Origin of the sequence: Rothia gullae, assembly GCF_024294905.1 — a bacterium.
Taxonomy (GTDB): Bacteria; Actinomycetota; Actinomycetes; order Actinomycetales; family Micrococcaceae; genus Rothia.
In genome coordinates this window covers 129,059-148,591 of record NZ_JANCOC010000005.1, presented here as the reverse complement: position 1 = coordinate 148,591, position 19,533 = coordinate 129,059, and the positions used below count along the sequence as shown (strand labels likewise).

The following is a 19,533-nucleotide window of genomic DNA, read 5'->3' as shown; positions in this document are numbered from 1 at the left end:
GGGGACTGAAGACTCGTGGAGTTGACTGGTACTAATAGGCCGAAGGCTTACTTTTTCGAGATGTTTGTTGTTTGCGTTCACTGTATGGTTTTTGGATAACAATCCCGTAGGTTTGCGGTGATTATAGCAAGAGGGAAACGCCTGGTTCCATTCCGAACCCAGAAGCTAAGGCTCTTTGCGCCGATGGTACTGCACTTTTGAGGGTGTGGGAGAGTAGGTTATTGCCGCTTTATTATTCAATAGCCCCGGCTTCGCCGGGGCTATTTTTTTGGGGAGGCCGTTAGGCCTCCCCATTTGTCTTTAACATCCCATCAGTACGGGTGCACGGAAGGTGCTCTCTATACTAGAATAGTATGGCTTATGTTTAGGCATTAGCGGGTGTATCTAAAGCACCCCTCATAGAGTTGATGCCTCAGGCAGCGGTTCGCCCGAATCGACTGCATACCCTACCCGCCCACGCTGGCGGATACCTCCCAAGGAGATTCATGTCTGAGACCCCCCGTCACGAGTCTAACGACTCCGGCCCCCGCCAGCACCGCAAGAACAGCGGAGGAAAGGACTTCCGCTCCAAGAAGGGCGGCAAGAACTTTGGCGGCAAGGGCGGTTTCAAGCGTAACGACCGCGGAGGCAAAAAGTTCGACGGTCGTCGCTCCGACTCCCGATCCAAGGCACCTCGCTCCAACGGTCCCGAGGCAGAAGCACCTCGCGAAGAAGTACGCAGCATTGGTGGTCGTGCAGGCTACCGTCCTGCAAAGCCCAAGGCACCGGAAATTGACGACGACATCACCGGTCGCGAGCTGGATGGTGCGACCTTCCGTCAGCTGCGCGCCCTGGAACCGCGCAACGCAGAAACCGTCGCAAAGCACCTCGCTATGGCTGGTCGCTACCTCGACATCGACCCCGAATTCGCGCTGGAACACGCCGTTGCCGCTTCCCGCAGCGCAGGCCGTATCGCCGCAGTACGCGAAGCCGTTGGTGTCGCCGCATACGTGGCAGAAGACTTCGAACTGGCACTGCGCGAACTGCGCACCCACCGCCGTATTAGCGGCTCCGTAGACCACCTGGCACTGCTGGTGGACTGCGAACGCGCGCTCGGCCGCCTGCCCAAGGCAATGGAAATGATTACAGAATTCAAGAAGGAAGAACTGCCCGCCAACGTGCGTGTAGAGCTCGCCATCGTTGAATCCGGCCTCCTCAGCGATCAGGGCAAGAAGTCTGAAGCTGTCGTAGCGCTGCAGATTCCTCAGCTGAACCCCAAGCGTGCCTTCGAGTACAGCCCCCGCCTGTTCAGCGCATACTCCGACGCGCTGGCTAACGCAGGCCGTAACCAGGAAGCAGAACGTTGGGCACGTCTCGCATTCATGGCAGAAGCAGCACTGGGCCAAGGCAACTTCGCTGAACCCGAAATCTTCGACATGTTCGGTGAAGCAGGCCTCTTCGAACAGGAAGAGAAGTCTGTAGAACTCACTGAGACCGCAGGAGACGCTGAAGAGACCGCTGATGCTTCCGCAGAAGAGGAAGTAGCTGAGGACGAGAAGACCGAAGCTCCCAAGACTGAAGAAGCAGAAGAAACCTCCGTAGAATAAGACTGCGGAGAATCTAAGAATTCTAAATACGCGACCTAAGTGTCAGCGTGAAACCGCTGGACGCCACACCCAAGCAGGGGAGAGCGTCCAGCGGTTTTCCATATAATCGCCCGAAGGCACCAACGCTAGAGTGCCTAACAGGTACGATTAATAGCGACAACCGCCAGAGACCCCGAGAGGAACACTCTATGACCACGAACGCACTCCTATCCCGCTATGATGCCCTCCTCTCCGATCTGGACGGCGTGGTCTATGCGGGTCCCTTCGCCATCGAAGGCGCACCCGAAGCGCTCAACCGTGCTGAAGAAGAACTCAACGTACCGGTCATCTTCGTCACCAACAACGCATCGCGCTCCGTAGAATCTGTAGCAGAGCACCTGCGAGAACTGGGCGTGCACACCCGAGCAGAACGAGTTGTCAGCTCCGCACAGGCAGGCGCCGCGCTGCTCGCACAGCACGTACCCGCAGGCTCCAAAGTACTCATCACCGGCACCGAAGCACTTGCCGACTGCGTTCGTGCGGTAGGCCTCGAAACCGTACGCAAGGAAGAAGAAGGCCCCGTAGCCGTCATCCAGGGTTTCGACCCCAAGATCGGCTGGGAAGACCTCGCGGAAGCCGCCTACACTCTCGCAAACCCCGACATCCTCTGGATTGCCACCAACACCGACCAGAGCATCCCCAAGGAACGAGGCCAGGCACCCGGCAACGGAACCCTCGTAGCAGCAGTGGCAAGCGCAACCCGCCGCACCCCGCTCGTCGCGGGCAAGCCCGAAGCACCCATCTTCCACACCGCAGCGCAGGCTGTAAACTCCAGCCGCCCCGTCATCGTGGGTGACCGCCTGGACACCGACATTCTCGGCGCCAACAACGCAAAGATGGACGGCGCCCTCGTCCTCACCGGCGTACAGACCTACCAGGACGTCATCGAGGCCGTGCCGAACCAGCGTCCGACCTATATTCTGCGCACCCTCGGGGACTTCTTCGCACCCTACCCCGAAATTGAGGTGCTCTACGAAGGCTACGAAGTCACCGCAACCGGCCCCACCTGGCAGGCACGAGTCCGCGGTGAAAACATGAGCCTGACCGGCCCCGAGATTGCAGATACCGAAGCATTCACGGGTAGCGAGAGTGAAGCCGAAGCATGGCGCGTAGCCTGCGCGGCATGGTGGGCGGCAAACCCCGAACAGGGCGCATGCCCCAACATCCAGGGGATCCCCGGTGCCTAAAGAACCGGAGACTAACAGCACGGCAGAAGAAACCGCTGAGCTTGACGCCGAATTTGAGCGCCAACTCGCGGCGACCCTCGCCATGGACCCCGTAGAGCGCGTCAAGCGCCTCGAAACGATGAGCGAGCAACTGGAGAAGGACCTCGAAAACCTCTCCTAGTTCGCGGCGGTGCCCCCTCAGAACAGCAATGCTCTGAGGGGGGCACTAGATAACCCGTCATCAGACGACGACAGAAAGAAGACAAAGACACCGTGCGCCTCGATAAATACCTGGTCGAAGCCGGATTCGTGAGCTCACGAACCCTCGCCGCAAAACTCATCGCGGCAGGAGACGTACAAGTCAACGGCAAGGTTGCGCGCAAAGCGTCCATGCTCGTGGGCCCGGAGGATACCCTCTACGTGCGCCAGAGCGAGCTGACCGAATACGTCAGCCGCGCAGGGCACAAGCTCGCCGGTGCCCTCGACGCGTTCCCCGAAATCGAGGTAGAAGGCAAGTGTTGCCTGGATGCGGGAGCATCCACCGGAGGCTTTACCGACGTGTTGCTTCGTCGAGGAGCCGCCCACGTAGCCGCCGTTGACGTAGGACACGGGCAGCTCGTGGACACGCTACGCGAAGAACCGCGAGTCGGCGTGTACGAAGGACTCAACGTTCGCTACATGAAGCCCGAAGACATTGGTGGGCAGGTCAAACTGACGGTTTCTGACCTCTCGTTCATCTCACTGACCCTGGTTATGGAGACGCTAGCGAACGCCACCGAAACCGGCGGCGACCTGGTGCTCATGGTCAAGCCGCAGTTCGAGGTCGGCAAGCACCGCATCGGACGTGGGGGAGTGGTGCACGAAGAAGCCGCCCGCCGTGAAGCAGTAGAAAAAGTTCAGGCATCTGCGGTCAGCCACGGATTGCGCGTGATGGGTATGGAACCCAGCCCGCTCCCCGGACAGGACGGCAACGTAGAGTACTTCCTCTGGTGCCGAAAATAAATATAGTGTCGAAAATAAATAGTGCTAAGGCAGTCTGAGAGAAACCGCTCGGTAACGCAGGACGCGTTGAGGGCGGGGCTTTCTCAGGCTGCCGCGCTATTCGCAGGTATTTTTTATAGGTATTTTAGAGATACCCCAGCCGTACGCTATTCGAAATAATTTTCTAAAAATATAGCTCTTTAGAAATATTCGAGAACATATTCGGTATGATAGGGGTAGATACACTATCTCAATACCCCGATCTCAACACCTCGATGGGAGAGAATCGTTATGGCAGAACGCGAAAGGCACGCACCGCAGGAAGCAACCGCGCAGGTAGCTACCGCAGATGCGCGTCATGGTTCCGAAGGTTCGGCGGAACAATGTCACCGTAAGATTCTCGTCTTCGCCCACGTGGGGCGCAAAAAAGCACGAGATGCCGCCCGACAGGCATGCACCCAGCTCTACGAAGAGGGACTCGCCCCCGTCATGACTCGCTCCGATCTGGAGACCCTGAGTGAAAACTGGGACGAGCCCGTCCCCGTGCAGGTCGTCCACGAATCCGTGGCGCTCATCGATATTGAACTCGGCGTGGTGCTCGGTGGTGACGGTTCGATTCTTCGCGCCGCAGAAATGGTACGCCGAACCAGCGTTCCGCTCATCGGGGTGAACCTGGGACACGTCGGCTTCCTCGCCGAATCCGAAGAGAGTGACCTGACCGAAACCGTTCGCTGCATCGTCAACAACGAATACACCGTTGAAGAACGCATGGCAATCGACGTGGAAGTCTGGAACGACGGCAAGCGCGTGCACAGTGACTGGGCGCTGAACGAAGCCAGCGTCGAAAAGGGCAACCGTGAAAAAATGATTGAAGTTATTATCGAGGTGGATTGCCGCCCGCTCAGCAGCTTTGGCTGTGATGGCGTGGTCATGGGAACCCCCACCGGCTCGACCGCCTACGCTTTCTCTGGCGGCGGTCCGGTCGTCTGGCCCGAAGTTGAAGCAATTCTTATGGTGCCACTCTCGGCTCACGCGCTCTTCGCGCGCCCGCTGGTAGCAGCGCCGACCTCCACCCTGGCGGTAGAAATGATGCCCGGAAACGGCGCCTCCGGCGTGCTCTGGTGCGATGGCCGCCGAACCGTAGAGCTGGACCCCGGCTCCCGTATTGAGGTGCGACGCTCCGAAAAGTCGGTGCTACTCGCCCGTATTCATCCGGCTCCCTTCTCTGAGCGACTGGTGCGTAAATTCGAGCTTCCAATCCGTGGCTGGCGTGGCCCGCAGGACACCGAGAAGCACTAAAGAAAAGGAATGAACGTTCGTGATTGAGGAAATCCATATTCGAGACCTCGGAATCATCACCGATGCGAGGCTCCCCCTCGAACCCGGATTCTCCGTGCTGACCGGTGAAACCGGCGCAGGTAAAACCATGGTCGTCACCGCCCTCGGCATGCTCCTGGGCGCCCGATCCGACGCATCCAGCGTGCGCAACGGCGCCAAGAGTGCCCTTGCCGAAGCAGTGATTCGCCTGCCCCACGGGCACCGCGCCCTCGAGCTTGCCGAAGAAGCCGGCGGCACCGCCGAAGACATCGACGAACAGACCTCCGAGCTGCTTCTGGCACGCACCGTCAACGCCTCGGGACGCTCCCGCGCCCACGTCGGCGGTTGCTCCGCACCCATCGGAACCCTGTCTCAGATTGGTCAGACTCTTGTTGCAGTCCACGGCCAGTCCGATCAGCTGCGCCTCAAATCAGCGGCAGAGCAGCGCCAATCCCTCGACCTGTACGCCGGTGAAGAGCTCGCCAATCTGCTGGAGAAGTACCGCGAAAACTACGAGCGATACCGCACCGCCGCCGCAGAGCTCAAGGAAGTACGAGAAAACTCGCGCGCACGAGCCCTCGAAGCGCAGACCCTGCAGGGCGCCCTCGAAGAAATCAGCGCCGTCAACCCGCAGGCGGGCGAAGAAGAAGAGCTCAAAGCCGAAATGGTGAAGCTCATGAACGTTGAAGCGCTACGTATCGCCTCGGCAACCGCCTCCGCAGCGCTCAGCGGTAGCGAATACTCCACCGGCGACGAGCAGAGCGTCATGAACCTGCTCGATGCAAGCCGCTCCGCGCTACATGCGCAGGCAGACGCTGACGAAGAGCTTGCCTCCCTCGCCGCGCGCGTCAACGAACTGTTGATTCTTGCCACCGATATCTCCTCGGATTTGTCCTCCTACATGGCCTCCCTGGATGTTGAAGGCCCCGAACGTCTGGCACAGGTGCAGACTCGCCGCGCCCAGCTGGCGACCCTCACCCGCAAATACGGTGCCGATATTGCCGAGGTTCTCGAGTGGGCTGAAGAATCCCGCGCACGCCTTGAGACCCTGGTGGATGACCCGCAGCGACAGGAAACCCTGGAAACCGAGCTGGTACAGCTACGCAAGGTGCTTGGCTCCCAGGCAGAAGAGCTGACCGCCCTGCGCCGTGCCGCCGCGCAGAAACTGGCGGATGCCGTCAGTGAGGAGCTCACTGCTCTTGCTATGCCGAACGCCTCCCTGGTCGTGGAAGTTGCCGAAGCCGAAAAGTTCTCGGTACACGGTCGAGACACGGTAACCTTCATGCTGGCGCCGCACCGAACCGCCGTGCCGCGCCCGCTCGGTAAGGGTGCCTCCGGCGGTGAGCTCTCCCGCGTGATGCTCGCCCTGGAGGTAGTGCTTGCCGAAGTGGACCCCGTACCCACCTTCATCTTCGACGAGGTGGACTCCGGCGTGGGCGGTAAGGCCGCTATCGAAATCGGTCGCCGCCTCGCCATGCTCGCCCGACACGTGCAGGTTCTGGTGGTCACCCACCTGCCGCAGGTTGCCGCCTTCGCGGACCAGCACATCCTCGTGCTGAAAAACGATGACGCGTCCCTCTCAAAGGTCAAGGTACTTTCCGAAGAGGAACGCGTGGTGGAGCTGGCGCGAATGCTCTCCGGACACGATCAATCAGAATCGGCGCGAGAGCACGCCCGAGAGCTGCTGGCCGCCGGTCGAGAAGTGCCGCAGGGGCGCTGAAACTGACGGCAAACCGGCGGGGAAAAGCAGCGGGAAAGTGCTGGCAAAAGCGCCGAAAGGTAGCATCTTTCTCACTAAAGACCAACAAAGGGGCTGAAATGCGCGAGCATGCCTCGGAAAGTTACCAGTACAGCCCGCGCCGGTGACCAATAGCGGCGCATGGAGCCCAGAGAATGTGAGATACTCTGTGAATGCTCCTACACCTGCTTCTACACGGCGCGGCGGGAATAATAAATCCCCGGCTCCGTTTACAGTGGTGATAAGGACAAATAGGGGAGGGAAAACCGTCTGAGAGAATCCTCTCGCGGCAAAACCCTCTGCTTGGATAGCAGACAAGAAAATGGTAGGCTTGAATTCCGTGGTGAATGAAAAAAATAACGCTCTGAACGCGTCCTCTAACGACAAGGTAACCCGCCAGATTTTCGTGACCGGCGGCGTTGCATCTTCTCTCGGTAAGGGCCTGTCGGCCTCTTCCCTCGGTCAGCTTCTTCGCGCACGTGGCCTCTCTGTGACCATGCAGAAGTTCGACCCCTACCTGAACGTCGACCCCGGTACGATGAACCCCTTCCAGCACGGTGAAGTCTTTGTCACCGACGACGGTGCTGAAACCGACCTCGACATCGGACACTACGAGCGCTTCCTGGACGAAAACCTCGACCAGTCCGCTAACGTGACCACCGGCCAGGTCTACTCCTCCGTCATCGCAAAGGAACGCCGCGGCGAATACCTCGGCGACACCGTCCAGGTCATCCCTCACATTACCGACGAAATCAAGGCCCGCATGCGTCACGCAGCGGAAATTGAAAACGCACCCGACATCATCATCACCGAAATCGGTGGCACCGTCGGCGATATCGAGTCCCTGCCCTTCATGGAAGCGGCACGCCAGGTACGCCGCGATGTTGGCCGCAAGAACGTCTTCTTCCTGCACGTCTCCCTGGTGCCCTTCATCGGCCCCTCCGGCGAGCTCAAGACCAAGCCGACCCAGCACTCCGTCGCAGCACTGCGCGGCCTGGGTATCCAGCCTGACGGTCTGATCCTGCGCTGTGAGCGTGAGGTCCCCGTCTCGCACCGTACCAAGATCGGTAACGCATGCGACGTGGACAGCGACGCAGTCATCTCCTGCGCCGACGCACCCAGCATCTACGACATCCCCAAGACCCTGCACAGCCAGAAGCTCGACGACTACATCCTCGACTACTTCGGTATTGAGGCTCCCGCACCGGACTTCACCCAGTGGAACCGCCTGCTCGACGCAGTGCACCGCCCCGCAGCAGAGGTCAACGTTGGCCTGGTCGGTAAGTACATCGACCTGCCCGACGCATACCTGTCCGTCTCCGAGGCTCTGCGCGCCGGCGGCTTCGCAAACAACGTGAAGGTCAACATCAAGTGGGTTGCAGCTGACCTGTGCGCAACCGACGAAGATGCAGACCACCAGCTGCGCAACATGGACGCAATCCTCGTGCCCGGCGGCTTCGGCATCCGCGGCCTGGACGGTAAGATCGGCGCCCTCAAGTACGCACGCGAGCACAAGATCCCGACCCTGGGTATCTGCCTCGGCCTGCAGTCAATGGTCATCGAGTACGCACGCAACGTGTTGGGCCTGACCGAAGCATCCTCCACCGAGTTCGATCCGGAAACCTCCGTACCGGTCATCGCAACCATCGAAGAGCAGAAGCAGTTCGTCGAAGGTGCAGGCGACCTGGGTGGCACCATGCGCCTGGGCCTGTACAAGGCAAACCTGGTTCCCGGCTCTCAGGTAGCTAAGGCGTACGGTGCAACCGAGGTTGCAGAGCGTCACCGCCACCGCTACGAGGTGAACAACGAGTACCGCGAGCAGCTTGAAGAAGCAGGTCTGCGTATCTCCGGTACCTCCCCGGACTCCTCGCTGGTCGAGTATGTGGAACTGCCTGCAGAGGAACACCCCTACTACGTGGCAACTCAGGCACACCCCGAGTACCGCTCGCGTCCGACTCGCCCGCACCCGCTCTTCTCCGGCCTGATTAAGGCTGCTCTGGAGCGCCGCGGCGCCTAACATCTAGGCACAAACGTTCAGCATCCCGCTCACCCCGTGCAGGGGAGAGCGGGATGCTTTCGTTTAAACCTGAATATGCCTTATTCCGTGCCCGTACCTAACGCGCCAAACATAGCGGGGCTAAGAAGCCGCCTACAATGAAAGAATGAGCAACAACCAGCAGATTATTGATGCACCCTCCGAACGCACCATCCGCACCCGCACCGTGAAGTACAGCGGCTACGTAATCGAAACGACCGTTGAAGAGTACGAACTCAACGAAAACACCGTGCTGACCCGCGACGTCGTGGAAATGCCCGGCGCCGTCGCCGTGGCGGTTCTCAACGACAACAACGAACTGCTGATGCTCAACCAGTACCGCCACCCGGTGCGCATGAACCTCTGGGAAGTACCCGCCGGACTGCTCGACATTGACGGTGAAGACCCCCTGGCCGCCGCGCAGCGCGAACTTGCCGAAGAGGCAGACCTGCAGGCAGTCATCTGGAACGCTCTGACCGACTACTTCAGCAGCCCCGGCGCAACCAGCGAAGCAGGCCGCGTCTACCTGGCGCGTAACCTCTCGGAACTGCCCGCCGAAGAACGTAGCGAACGCACCGACGAAGAAGCAGAAATGACCTACCGCTGGGTGCCCCTCGCCGAGGCAGTACAGCTGGTGCTGGGTGGAAAGGTTCATAACGCGCTCGCTATTCAGGCTGTACTCGCCACTTACGCGGCGGCGCAGAACAACTTTGAAGGCCTGCGCCCCGCCGAGGGCGGCTGGGAGTTCCACCCCTACATGGGGCAGCGCCGCGAAAAGCCGGAGAACTTCTGCAACCACTAAGAACGGAACGTAGGGTGGGGGAGTAGCTCCGCCTACGGCAAATCCAAATATCAAGAGACCCAAATATCAAGAGGCCCAAACGTCAACAGAACCGACAGAGGAGATAGCGTGAAGCAAGCAAAAAACATGGCGAGCAAGACATCCCGCGGCGCGGGTCTGCTCGGCGTGACCTCTTCTGCCGGTTCCTCTGTGCTGGGTTCCTCCCACCAGGAGGCGCAGACCCCGCTCCAGAAAGCCATTGACCAGTACCTCATCCACCTGCGCGTGGAGCGAGGAAGCAGCGAGCACACCTTCGCTTGCTACGCGCGCGATTTGCGACGATACAGTGCCTACATGGCGACCCTCGGCGTCATCGACCCCGAACGCATCACCACCGCGCAGGTGCGTTCCTTCATGCGGGAACTCGCCGCCCCCACCGTGCCGCTTGCCGGATTCGAAGCGGGGGAGAAAAACAACCAGAACGCGCAGGAATCTCAGGAAGCGCAGGAAGAAGCCGCAGAATTGCTGGCACTGATGATCGCCTCCGAATCAGGGCGAGGTGCTGGAAACGGGCACGCTGGGAAAGGTCGTGCCGGGCAGCCGGAGAAAGCCGGTGCACCAGAAAAAGAAACGCCAACCGCTGAAGCGACACCGAACCTGCCCCTGCCCTTGGGGCCGAACTCCATCGCCCGCACCATGGCGGCAGTCCGCGGAGCACACGCCTTCTGGGTCTCCGCGCTCATCGTGCCCACCGACCCGGCGGCACCGGTCACCCCGCCCAAGAACGTCAAGCGCCTACCCAAAGCAGTCAGCGTAGAAGACATCCAGCGGCTACTCGCCGTACCCGACCGCGAAACCGCCACCGGGCTACGCAACCGAGCCATACTCGAATTCCTCTACGCCACCGGTGCGCGCGTGAGCGAAATGCTCAACGCCGATATCGACGACGTGCACTTCGAAGGAACCCTCACCGATGAAGACGGCAACCAGATTACCCTGCCCGGCTACGTTCGACTTTTCGGCAAAGGAAATAAAGAACGGCTCGTACCCATCGGTAGCTATGCCCAAAAAGCAATCCAAGACTACCTGGTGCGTGCCCGCCCCTCCCTCGTAGCGCACGGTAAAGGCACCGCCGCGCTCTTCGTCAACGGACGCGGCGGCAGACTCGGACGCCAAGGCGCCTGGCTCATCCTCAAAGAAGCCGCCGAAGCCGCCGGGCTCAGCTCCGACTTCTCCCCGCACTCCATGCGCCACAGCTTCGCAACGCACCTGCTGCAGGGCGGAGCCGATATTCGCGTGGTGCAAGAACTGCTCGGACACGCCTCCATCGCCACCACTCAGGTATACACCAAGGTCACGCCCGAGGGGCTCATGGAAGTGTACCGCATGGCCCATCCGCGTGCCCACGAACGGGGATAAAACCCCGTCAATCCGCGGAACAGTCGCTCTTGAGGTAACCTTATAGACAACGCTTAAACTTTAAAACTTCGAATTCATTGATGAAGGTGAACCATTGACTGAAGCTCAGGCTCAAGAACTCGGCCCCACCGGTCGACCCCTGCGCGTATACCCCGACCCGGCTCCGCTGAGCAGCCACGGTCCCGCCCGCATTATCTCTATGGTGAATCAGAAGGGCGGCGTGGGTAAGACCACCTCCACCATTAACCTGGGCGCGGCACTGGCAGAATGCGGCCGTAAGGTGCTGCTGGTCGACTTCGACCCGCAGGGTGCTCTCTCCGCCGGTTTCGGTGCGAACCCGCACGAACTGGACCTGACCGTCTACAACGTCATGATGGACCGCAAGGTGGACATCAAGGACGTTATCCTGCCCACCGGTGTGGAGAATATCGACCTGCTGCCCGCCAATATTGACCTCTCCGCAGCTGAAGTTCAGCTGGTAAACGAAGTGGCTCGCGAGCAGGTTCTCGCCTCGGCGCTGCGCAAGGTTCGCGACGAATACGACGTTATCCTCATCGACTGCCAGCCCTCCCTTGGCCTGCTGACCGTCAACGCACTGACCGCCTCCGAAGGTGTCATCATTCCGCTGATTTGTGAGTTCTTCGCGCTGCGCGCCGTCGCGCTGCTGGTCGACTCCATCGAGAAGGTTCAGGATCGACTGAACCCCGACCTCGAAATCTCCGGCGTACTTGCCACCATGTTCGATGCGCGCACCATCCACTCCAAGGAAGTTCTGGCACGCATCGTGGACGCATTCGGCGACAAGGTCTTCGACACCGTTATCAAGCGCACCGTGAAGTTCCCGGACGCATCGGTGTCCGCCGAGCCGATTCTCAGCTACGCCTCCAGCCACCCTGGCGCGGAAGCATACCGCCAGGTGGCACGCGAACTGATCTACAAGGGCGGCGCACGCTAAAGCCCCACACCTATACGCCCTCTGCTGAGGCGACTCTCACCCTTGAGTCACACCGGCAGAGGGCGTATAATTGTGTGGATTCTAAAGACCCCGCACACTGCTTACACCAAAAATAGGCGAAGTAAAAGCCGCATCTGAGACGGCACCAACAAAGCCGGGGAGAATAAACCTAAGGAGAATAGGTCGTTTATGACCACGAACGTCGCTGCCGTGAGGGTACCGACACCGAACGCAGACACCGCCGCAAACGCCCGGACTGAGGGCCGCGGCCTGCAGAACCCGGAACGCGGTTTCACCCTCACCCTCAGTAATTTTGAGGGTCCCTTTGATCTTCTACTGACCCTGATTTCGCGCCGCAAACTTGACATTACCGAGGTGGCGCTCGCAGAGGTCACCGACGAGTTCCTCGCATACCTGCACGCCCTCTACGCTGAAGGCACCGAACGCGCACTCGACGAAGCCAGCGAATTTCTGGTCACCGCCGCAACCCTGCTGGAACTCAAAACCGCACGCCTGCTCCCGCAGCATCGTGAACCCTTCGAAGAGGACGTTGCACTGCTGGAGGCACGCGATCTGCTCTTCGCCCGTCTGCTGCAATACCGCGCCTACCGCGAAGTCGCCGATATTTTTGCTGAACGCTGGGTGCAAGAAGCGCAGCGTTTTCCCCGTGCGGTAGCCCTCGAAGAACGATTCGCCCAGGCGCTACCCGAGCTGGTTTTTACCGGAGGCGCCGAAGAGTTCGCCCGCATCGCCGCAGCGGCACTGAGCCGAACCCCCAAAGAGCCTGAACCGGAACCCGAAGAAATCGTTGAAGAACTCAACGAGCACCTGCACGTTCCGCTAACCACCATCGCGGCTGAAGAACACTACATTCTGCACAGCCTGCTCGATACGGCGGCGCGGGAACTGAGCTTCGCCGAACTGGTTCAAGGATCCGGCGAACTAGAAATCGCGGTGGTTCGTTTTCTTGCCCTGCTCGAGCTCTACAAAGAAGGTGCCCTGCACGTGGAACAGGATGCCCCGCTCGGAGCTATTCGGGTACGTGCGAGCGCGAGCGCGGCACAGTTCGTGATCCGTGAAGAAACTGCAGACACCGCAGGCACACAGGATGCGCACGAAACCAGCGAAGCACCTGAACCACCAGAATCACCCCAAGTGAACGAATCTGCGAACGAATCTGAAGCTAACACGGGATCGGTAGAGGAGGATTATGAGTAATCATGGCTCACGCTTTGACCGTGAATTCACCCCCGACGACCTTGCGATCGTGAACATGGGCTACTGGGATCCGAACGCAGACGAGGATTCGGAACAGGCTGACTCGGTGCCGGTAGAGGCGGTAGAGTCTGAAATCTCGAAGCCTGCTGAGGCGGACGCTGAGCCGGCTGAGCACGAGGTAGCGGCCGCTCCTCTGGATGAGGTGACCGAAGAAGCTGAGGAGGCTGAAGCCGCCGAAACGGTAGAGGACTCCGATGGTTCCGACATTTCCGACGGCTCCGAGGAATCGCAAGAAACTGCATTCCGCGAGTCGAAGGAATCGGTAACGAAACCGACAGCGAAACCGGCAACGATTCCGGCAGGAGGCCCCTCCACCGCGCCCAGCGTGGCGGTCGATGCCGAAGCCGAATTCTCCAAGGTCGAGGCAATCCCCGGCGGCGTCAAAAGCGCCATCGAAGCGATCCTCGCCGTTGCCGAAGCGCCCGTGAGCGTGCGTGAACTCTCCGCTGCGCTCATCGTCAGCGAACGAGCTGTTGAGCACGCGCTCGACCAGCTGTACCGCGAGTACAACGGCGAAGAAAACGGCTACGGAGAAGACGGAAACCGGGTGGCGCCCGAACCGCGCGGATTTCAGCTACGGAACATCGCAGGAGGCTGGAAGCTCTACGCCCGCGACGACTTCGCCCCCTGGGTGGCACGCTTCGTAACCCGCTCCAAGAACGCGACCCTCAGCAAGCCCGCCTACGAGACACTCGCCGTCATTGCCTACCAGCAGCCGGTGACCAGGGCGAGGGTAGCCTCCATTCGAGGCGTAAACGCGGACGCTGCAATCCGTCAGCTGTTGCAACGGCAGCTGATTCGTGAAGCAGGGCGAGAAGCCGGAAGCGGCGCGACACTCTACGAAACCACGGAGCTGCTGCTGGCGAAGCTCGGGTTGAACTCCCTGGCGGAGTTGCCGGCGCTCGCGCCCTTCCTGCCCGATGATACTGAAGCCGCAGTGCTTGCCGAGGGCAACGACTAAGACAACGAATCAATAAGACGAACGAACGTTCGGGAAATGCCTGAAATGTTCGCACTATACGACAGAAAAGAGAAGAACACCATGGCATATGGAAACTCCTCCCGCGGCGGCCGCTCTGCATCCGGTCGCCCCCAGACCTCCCGCGGCGGCCGTCCCGGCGCTACTCGTCCCGGTCAGGGCGGTAAGCCCGGCGCTAAGGGCGCATCCGCACGCGGTGGTCGCCCCGGCGCACCGAAGGGTGGCGCAGGCAAGGGCGGCGCAAAGGGCTTCGGCGAGAAGAAGTTCGGTGACAAGAAGTTTGGCGAGAAGAAGTTCGGCGCAGGCCGCGCAGGTTCCGGCCGAGGCCGCGGCACCGAACTGCCCAAGCGCGAACGCCGCGCACCGGGCCGCCCCTACCGCTCCGGCGAAGCCTTCGCAAACGAGCGCGGCGAATACCGCGTCAGCAACTACGCTGGCCCGCACCGCCCCCGCCGCCCCCGCAACGCCCCGGTAGACCACTACGATTTCTACAACCACGACGGCGTGCGCCTGCAGAAGCTGCTGGCTCAGGCCGGGGTGGCATCTCGCCGCGTCTGCGAAGAAATGATTACCGAAGGCCGCGTTACCGTCAACGGTGAAGTCGTGACCGAGCTGGGTGTGCGCGTGGACCCCTCCAAGGTGACCGTGCAGGTGGACGGCATGACCGTTCAGACCAACGATAAGCTCGTCTACATGGCATTCAACAAGCCCGCCGGCGTGGTCTCCACCATGGAAGACCCCGAAGGCCGCCCCTGCATCTCTGACTTCCTGCGTTCCTCCATGAGCGAGCGCGTGTTCCATGTGGGCCGCCTGGACGTCGAAACTGAGGGCCTGCTGCTGCTGACCAACGACGGTGAACTGGCGAACCGCCTCACCCACCCCTCCTATGAGGTGCCCAAGACCTACCTGGTGCAGGTTCCCGGCCCGATGGAGCCCGGCGTCGGTGCAGCCATGAAGAAGGGCATTCGCCTGGAAGACGGCGTGACCCGCGTTGACGAGTTCAAGCTGGTGGACTCCACCCCCGGCCATGTGCTCGTTGAGGTGACCATCCACTCCGGTAAGAACCGCATCGTGCGCCGCCTCTTCGACGCCGTCGGCTACCCGGTTGAGCGCCTGGTCCGCGTCGAGATGGGCCCGATCCGTATCGGTTCGCAGAAGCAGGGTACCGTCCGTAACCTCTCCAAGGTCGAGATCGGTCACCTGCTCGCTTCGGTGGACATGTAATAACGCTAAGGAGTTGTCATGAGCTCGCCCGCTGAGCTTTCCGCATCTGAGCTGCCCATCGACTCAACGCTGACCGGGCCGGTGCTCATTATCGGCTCGGGTCTGCTGGGTGCCTCCATTGGTTTGGGGTTGCGTGCGGCAGGATGCGAGGACGTGTACGTCCAAGATATTTCACCCACCGCCGAGGCTGTGGCGCAGGATATTGGTGCCGGTACAAGCTTCTCCACCCTGTCGGAGCAGGAGCGCGCCGCATTCGCCCCGCAGCTGGTGGTGGTGGCTGCGCCTCCGGATAGTGCCGGTGCCGTGTGCGCTCGCGCGTTGAACACCTATGCGCCTCGACCGGAGGCGGGCTACCCCGGCGCCGTGGTGACGGATGTCGCCTCGGTGAAGGTGCAGCCGCTGGCTGATGTGCTTGCCTCGGGTGCGGATGCGTCCCGTTACGTGGGTTCGCATCCGATGGCTGGGCGTGAGAAGTCTGGCCCGGTGGCTGCTCGCGGTGAGCTGTTCCAGGCGCGTCCGTGGATTATCTGCGAGCACGATTCGGTTCGCCCCGAGTGTGTGCGTCTGGTGCGTTCTGTGGCGGTGGAGCTGGGTGCGATTGTGACTTCTCTAAACGTTGAGGAGCACGATCAGACGGTTGCCCTGATCTCTCATGTGCCGCAGGCGATGAGTTCGCTGTTGGCTTCGCGTCTGCAGGACACTCCGCTGTATGCGCTGTCCCTGGCGGGTCAGGGTTTGCGCGATACGGTGCGTATTGCGGCTTCGGACCCTACGCTGTGGGTGCAGATTTTTGCGGCGAACGCTGACCCGATTGTGAAGACCCTCTACGGTGTGCGTGATGACCTGGACCGCCTCATCACGACACTGGAGAACCCGACGGCATCCGGCGCTCGCCTGGATTTGGCGCAGCTGATGAGCGAAGGCAACGCCGGCGTTAGCCGTATTCCGGGTAAGCACGGTACGGCCCCCGCCGCGTTCGCAAAGATGACGGTGCTGGTGGACGATACCCCCGGCACGCTGGCTCGTTTGCTTGCCGAGATTGGTGAGCTGGGCGCGAACCTTGAGGATTTGCGTCTGGAGCACTCGACGGGTGCCCCGGTGGGTATGGCTGAAATCTCGGTCAACCCATCTATTCATGAGGCGCTGGTCCGCGATTTGTCGGCTCGCGGTTGGCGTGTTGTGAAGTAGAGTTAAAGCTGTATTTTCCGGCATAAAGTTTGAGACGAATTTTAAGGAGTGCTGATGCACGAGAACCCTAAACTGACGATTGCTATTGACGGTCCCTCCGGTTCCGGTAAGTCGTCTGTGTCTAAGGAAGTTGCACGCCATTTTGGCCTGGCGTACCTAGACACCGGTGCAATGTACCGTGCCGCAACCTACCGTGTGCTGGAACTTGGCATTGACCTGAACGACGCTGAGGCGATCGCGAAGGCTGTCGAGGAGATGCCCCTGGTGTTCGGTACGAACATTAAAGAAGAAGAGATTCTGATGGGCTCGACCGATATCCGTGAGGAGATTCGTAGCGAGCGCATTTCTTCGGCCGTTTCTGCTGTGGCTTCGGTCCCGGCGGTTCGTGAGCACCTGATTAGCCTGCAGCGTTGGATGATTGACCACGCTATTAACGGCATGGTCGCTGAGGGCCGCGACATCACCACCGTGGTCGCTCCCGACGCTGATGCGCGCATCCTGCTGACTGCTTCTGAAGAGGTGCGCATGGCGCGCCGCGGCCTGGAGAATGTGGAGAAGTCCGGCGCTTCGGGTGACTTGAGCACGCAGATCGCTGAGCGTGATGCAAAGGATTCGAAGGTCAATAACTTTATGGAAGCTGCCGAGGGTGTGACCCTGGTGGACAGCTCGGATCTTGATTTTAATGCGACGGTCTCTGCAGTGATTAACGCTGTGAATGACCAGTTGAAGGCGAAGCGCGCGGGCTAGGCCCCGCCAAAACGCTGGGGGAGTGGTGCATCCGCTCCCAAGAAGACGTTGAGCCGCGCTCGCGTGCTGACCATTGGGATGGGCGTGGGGCGGGTAGAGAAAGGAATGCGCATGGCTGAGGACGCTATCCGCGACGATTACGAAGATAAGTACCTGGGCGGTGGCGAGGACGACGTTACCGAGCGCCTCGCTGAGATTGATGATGAGACCGCTGACCAGCGTGCTCAGGCTCTTCTTGAGGGTCTTGAGGACTACGACCTGGATGAAGAGGACCGCGCCCTGCTGGGTGCCTGGGGCTTCGACATTGAGGAAGAGGAAGAGCAGCTCGCTGATCCGGTAGTGGCGATTGTTGGCCGCCCGAACGTGGGTAAGTCGACCATCATTAACCGTATTCTGGGCCGCCGTGAAGCGGTGGTTGAGGATAAGCCGGGTGTGACTCGTGACCGCGTGTCCTATAAGGCTGAGTGGCTGGGTAAGAGCTTCACCCTGGTTGATACCGGTGGTTGGGAGTCTGACGCCCGCGGTATTGATGCTCAGGTTGCTGAGCAGGCTGAGATTGCTGTGGAGCAGGCCGATGTTGTGGTCCTGGTGGTGGATGCCCGCGTGGGTGTGACCGCTTCGGATGAGCAGATTGTGCGTATGCTGCGCCGCGTGAAGAAGCCGATCATTCTGATTGCTAACAAGATTGATGACGCTCACCTGGAGCCGGAGATTTATAACCTCTGGTCGCTGGGTATGGGTCAGCCGTTCCCGGTGTCGGGTCTGCACGGTCGTGGCCTGGCGGATGCTCTGGATGAGATCCTTGAGGTTATGCCGGAGTACTCGCAGTTTGCTCAGCCGGAGGCGCTGGGCGGCCCGCGTCGTGTGGCTCTGGTGGGTCGCCCGAACGTGGGTAAGTCGTCGCTGCTGAATAAGTTGGCTGGTTCTGAGCGTGCCGTGGTGAATGACCTGGCTGGTACGACTCGTGACCCAATTGACGAGATTATTGAGCTGGGTGGCTACCCCTGGCGTTTTGTGGATACCGCGGGTATTCGCCGTCGCCAGCACATGGCTAAGGGTGCGGAGTTCTACTCTTCGCTGCGTACTCAGACTGCTCTGGAGCGTTCTGAGGTTGCCGTGGTGCTGCTGGATGTTTCCGAGCCGATTTCTGAGCAGGATGTGCGTATCGTGCAGACCGTGATTGATTCGGGTCGTGCGATGGTCCTGGCATTCAATAAGTGGGATACCCTCGATGAGGACCGCCGCTACATGCTTGAGCGCGAGATTGAGCGCGACCTGGCGCATGTGCAGTGGGCGCCTCGCGTGAACATTTCGGCGAAGACCGGCTGGCATAAGGATAAGCTGGTGCCCGCCCTGGAGCACTCGCTGGAGTCGTGGGATTCGCGTATTCCGACCGGTCGCCTGAACGCGTTCCTGGGCGAGATTGTGGCCGCGCATCCGCACCCGCTGCGTGGTGGTAAGCAGCCGCGTATTCTCTTCGGTACTCAGGTGTCTTCGCGTCCGCCGAAGTTCGTGCTCTTTACTACCGGTTTCTTGGATCCGGGTTACCGTCGCTTCATTATGCGTCGTCTGCGTGAGACTTTTGATTTCACGGGTACTCCGATTGAGATTTCGATGCGTGTGCGTGAGCGTCGTTCCTTGGGTGAGCGTCAGAGCGCGAAGGCTAAGAAGGGTAAGGGTGGCCGCCGCTAGTAGCGGGGTGTGTCTGCTTGATGCCCTGTCGCTGGGCTGGCCCCTTGCTAGGTTTGGCCCCCACGCACTGGATTCTGTGCAGAAAATCTGCGAGGAAAAGATTTTTAAGATTTTTTCTAAAAAGTGGGATTCTGGCTTGCGTGGGGGGTGAAAGCCCGGTATAGTTATTCGAGTGTTCAGGGGAAACTTTGAAAACAATATCGTGAATAACGAATCGGGTTGTGGCGCAGCTTGGTAGCGCACTTGACTGGGGGTCAAGGGGTCGCAGGTTCAAATCCTGTCAACCCGACAGATAAAGCTCCGGAAGGTTTTTCCTTCCGGAGCTTTTTTGTATGCCATTTAGGGGTTTGCGGGGGGGGGGGGGGGCGCGCCGCGGCACCCCGCGCGGGGGGGGTGTGGGGTTTGCAG

16 protein-coding genes, 1 tRNA gene and 1 rRNA gene are annotated in these 19,533 nt (G+C 60.4%); all 18 read left to right on the top strand.

Annotated features, from left to right (window positions below):
* The first annotated feature begins 113 nt into the window (after nt 1–113).
* The 18 genes from rrf (at nt 114) to NML54_RS04780 (ending at nt 19,414) form a co-directional block, all read left to right on the top strand.
* Nucleotides 114–230 (top strand): 5S ribosomal RNA (gene rrf, locus NML54_RS04865).
* Nucleotides 231–485: 255 nt separating this feature from the next.
* Nucleotides 486–1,586 (top strand): tetratricopeptide repeat protein, encoded by a 1,101-nt coding sequence (locus NML54_RS04860; protein ID WP_254756246.1) that lies wholly within the window; start codon nt 486–488, stop codon nt 1,584–1,586.
* Between the two features lie 188 nt (nt 1,587–1,774).
* Nucleotides 1,775–2,812, top strand: a complete 1,038-nt coding sequence (locus tag NML54_RS04855) for an HAD-IIA family hydrolase (RefSeq protein ID WP_254756244.1) — start codon at nt 1,775–1,777, stop codon at nt 2,810–2,812.
* Nucleotides 2,805–2,972 (top strand): hypothetical protein, encoded by a 168-nt coding sequence (locus NML54_RS04850; RefSeq protein ID WP_005506658.1) that lies wholly within the window; start codon nt 2,805–2,807, stop codon nt 2,970–2,972. The genes NML54_RS04855 and NML54_RS04850 overlap by 8 nt, the downstream gene beginning before the upstream one ends.
* Before the next feature lie 92 nt (nt 2,973–3,064).
* Complete coding sequence (locus tag NML54_RS04845) at nt 3,065–3,793, top strand: TlyA family RNA methyltransferase (RefSeq protein ID WP_254756242.1); 729 nt, start codon at nt 3,065–3,067, stop codon at nt 3,791–3,793.
* Between the two features lie 270 nt (nt 3,794–4,063).
* A complete protein-coding gene (locus NML54_RS04840; protein WP_254756240.1) occupies nt 4,064–5,071 on the top strand; it encodes an NAD kinase in 1,008 nt (335 codons plus the stop codon).
* A gap of 19 nt (nt 5,072–5,090) precedes the next feature.
* Complete coding sequence (gene recN, locus NML54_RS04835) at nt 5,091–6,809, top strand: DNA repair protein RecN (protein WP_254756238.1); 1,719 nt, start codon at nt 5,091–5,093, stop codon at nt 6,807–6,809.
* A 340-nt stretch (nt 6,810–7,149) separates the two neighbouring features.
* Nucleotides 7,150–8,844 carry a CTP synthase gene (gene pyrG / locus NML54_RS04830; protein WP_254756236.1) on the top strand — a complete coding sequence of 565 codons (1,695 nt, stop codon included), beginning with the start codon at nt 7,150–7,152 and terminating at the stop codon, nt 8,842–8,844.
* Nucleotides 8,845–8,989: 145 nt separating this feature from the next.
* Nucleotides 8,990–9,664: an NUDIX domain-containing protein gene (locus NML54_RS04825; RefSeq protein WP_254756234.1), complete on the top strand. Its 675-nt coding sequence runs from the start codon at nt 8,990–8,992 to the stop codon at nt 9,662–9,664.
* A gap of 108 nt (nt 9,665–9,772) precedes the next feature.
* Nucleotides 9,773–11,062: a tyrosine recombinase gene (locus NML54_RS04820; protein WP_254756232.1), complete on the top strand. Its 1,290-nt coding sequence runs from the start codon at nt 9,773–9,775 to the stop codon at nt 11,060–11,062.
* Nucleotides 11,063–11,156: 94 nt separating this feature from the next.
* Complete coding sequence (locus NML54_RS04815) at nt 11,157–12,017, top strand: ParA family protein (protein ID WP_005506637.1); 861 nt, start codon at nt 11,157–11,159, stop codon at nt 12,015–12,017.
* A gap of 189 nt (nt 12,018–12,206) precedes the next feature.
* Nucleotides 12,207–13,235 carry a segregation and condensation protein A gene (locus NML54_RS04810; RefSeq protein WP_254756230.1) on the top strand — a complete coding sequence of 343 codons (1,029 nt, stop codon included), beginning with the start codon at nt 12,207–12,209 and terminating at the stop codon, nt 13,233–13,235.
* Nucleotides 13,228–14,256, top strand: a complete 1,029-nt coding sequence (gene scpB / locus NML54_RS04805) for an SMC-Scp complex subunit ScpB (RefSeq protein ID WP_254756228.1) — start codon at nt 13,228–13,230, stop codon at nt 14,254–14,256. The genes NML54_RS04810 and scpB overlap by 8 nt, the downstream gene beginning before the upstream one ends.
* 81 nt (nt 14,257–14,337) lie before the next feature.
* Nucleotides 14,338–15,498, top strand: a complete 1,161-nt coding sequence (locus NML54_RS04800; RefSeq protein WP_254756226.1) for a pseudouridine synthase — start codon at nt 14,338–14,340, stop codon at nt 15,496–15,498.
* A gap of 18 nt (nt 15,499–15,516) precedes the next feature.
* Nucleotides 15,517–16,686: a prephenate dehydrogenase gene (locus tag NML54_RS04795; RefSeq protein WP_254756224.1), complete on the top strand. Its 1,170-nt coding sequence runs from the start codon at nt 15,517–15,519 to the stop codon at nt 16,684–16,686.
* 54 nt (nt 16,687–16,740) lie between these two features.
* Nucleotides 16,741–17,433 carry a (d)CMP kinase gene (cmk, locus tag NML54_RS04790; protein ID WP_254756222.1) on the top strand — a complete coding sequence of 231 codons (693 nt, stop codon included), beginning with the start codon at nt 16,741–16,743 and terminating at the stop codon, nt 17,431–17,433.
* A 111-nt stretch (nt 17,434–17,544) separates the two neighbouring features.
* Nucleotides 17,545–19,125 carry a ribosome biogenesis GTPase Der gene (gene der / locus NML54_RS04785; RefSeq protein WP_254756220.1) on the top strand — a complete coding sequence of 527 codons (1,581 nt, stop codon included), beginning with the start codon at nt 17,545–17,547 and terminating at the stop codon, nt 19,123–19,125.
* A 215-nt stretch (nt 19,126–19,340) separates the two neighbouring features.
* A tRNA-Pro gene (locus NML54_RS04780) sits at nt 19,341–19,414 on the top strand.
* Nucleotides 19,415–19,533: the final 119 nt, after the last annotated feature.

What these genes read in the sequence shown, in the direction of transcription:
- cmk (WP_254756222.1), top strand. Translation starts at nt 16,741, where the DNA reads ATGCACGAGAACCCTAAACTGACGATTGCTATTGACGGTCCCTCCGGT.
- NML54_RS04795 (WP_254756224.1), top strand. Translation starts at nt 15,517, where the DNA reads ATGAGCTCGCCCGCTGAGCTTTCCGCATCTGAGCTGCCCATCGACTCA.
- pyrG (WP_254756236.1), top strand. Translation starts at nt 7,150, where the DNA reads ATGGTAGGCTTGAATTCCGTGGTGAATGAAAAAAATAACGCTCTGAAC.
- NML54_RS04810 (WP_254756230.1), top strand. Translation starts at nt 12,207, where the DNA reads ATGACCACGAACGTCGCTGCCGTGAGGGTACCGACACCGAACGCAGAC.
- NML54_RS04860 (WP_254756246.1), top strand. Translation starts at nt 486, where the DNA reads ATGTCTGAGACCCCCCGTCACGAGTCTAACGACTCCGGCCCCCGCCAG.
- NML54_RS04800 (WP_254756226.1), top strand. Translation starts at nt 14,338, where the DNA reads ATGGCATATGGAAACTCCTCCCGCGGCGGCCGCTCTGCATCCGGTCGC.
- NML54_RS04825 (WP_254756234.1), top strand. Translation starts at nt 8,990, where the DNA reads ATGAGCAACAACCAGCAGATTATTGATGCACCCTCCGAACGCACCATC.
- NML54_RS04840 (WP_254756240.1), top strand. Translation starts at nt 4,064, where the DNA reads ATGGCAGAACGCGAAAGGCACGCACCGCAGGAAGCAACCGCGCAGGTA.
- scpB (WP_254756228.1), top strand. Translation starts at nt 13,228, where the DNA reads ATGAGTAATCATGGCTCACGCTTTGACCGTGAATTCACCCCCGACGAC.
- der (WP_254756220.1), top strand. Translation starts at nt 17,545, where the DNA reads ATGGCTGAGGACGCTATCCGCGACGATTACGAAGATAAGTACCTGGGC.
- NML54_RS04855 (WP_254756244.1), top strand. Translation starts at nt 1,775, where the DNA reads ATGACCACGAACGCACTCCTATCCCGCTATGATGCCCTCCTCTCCGAT.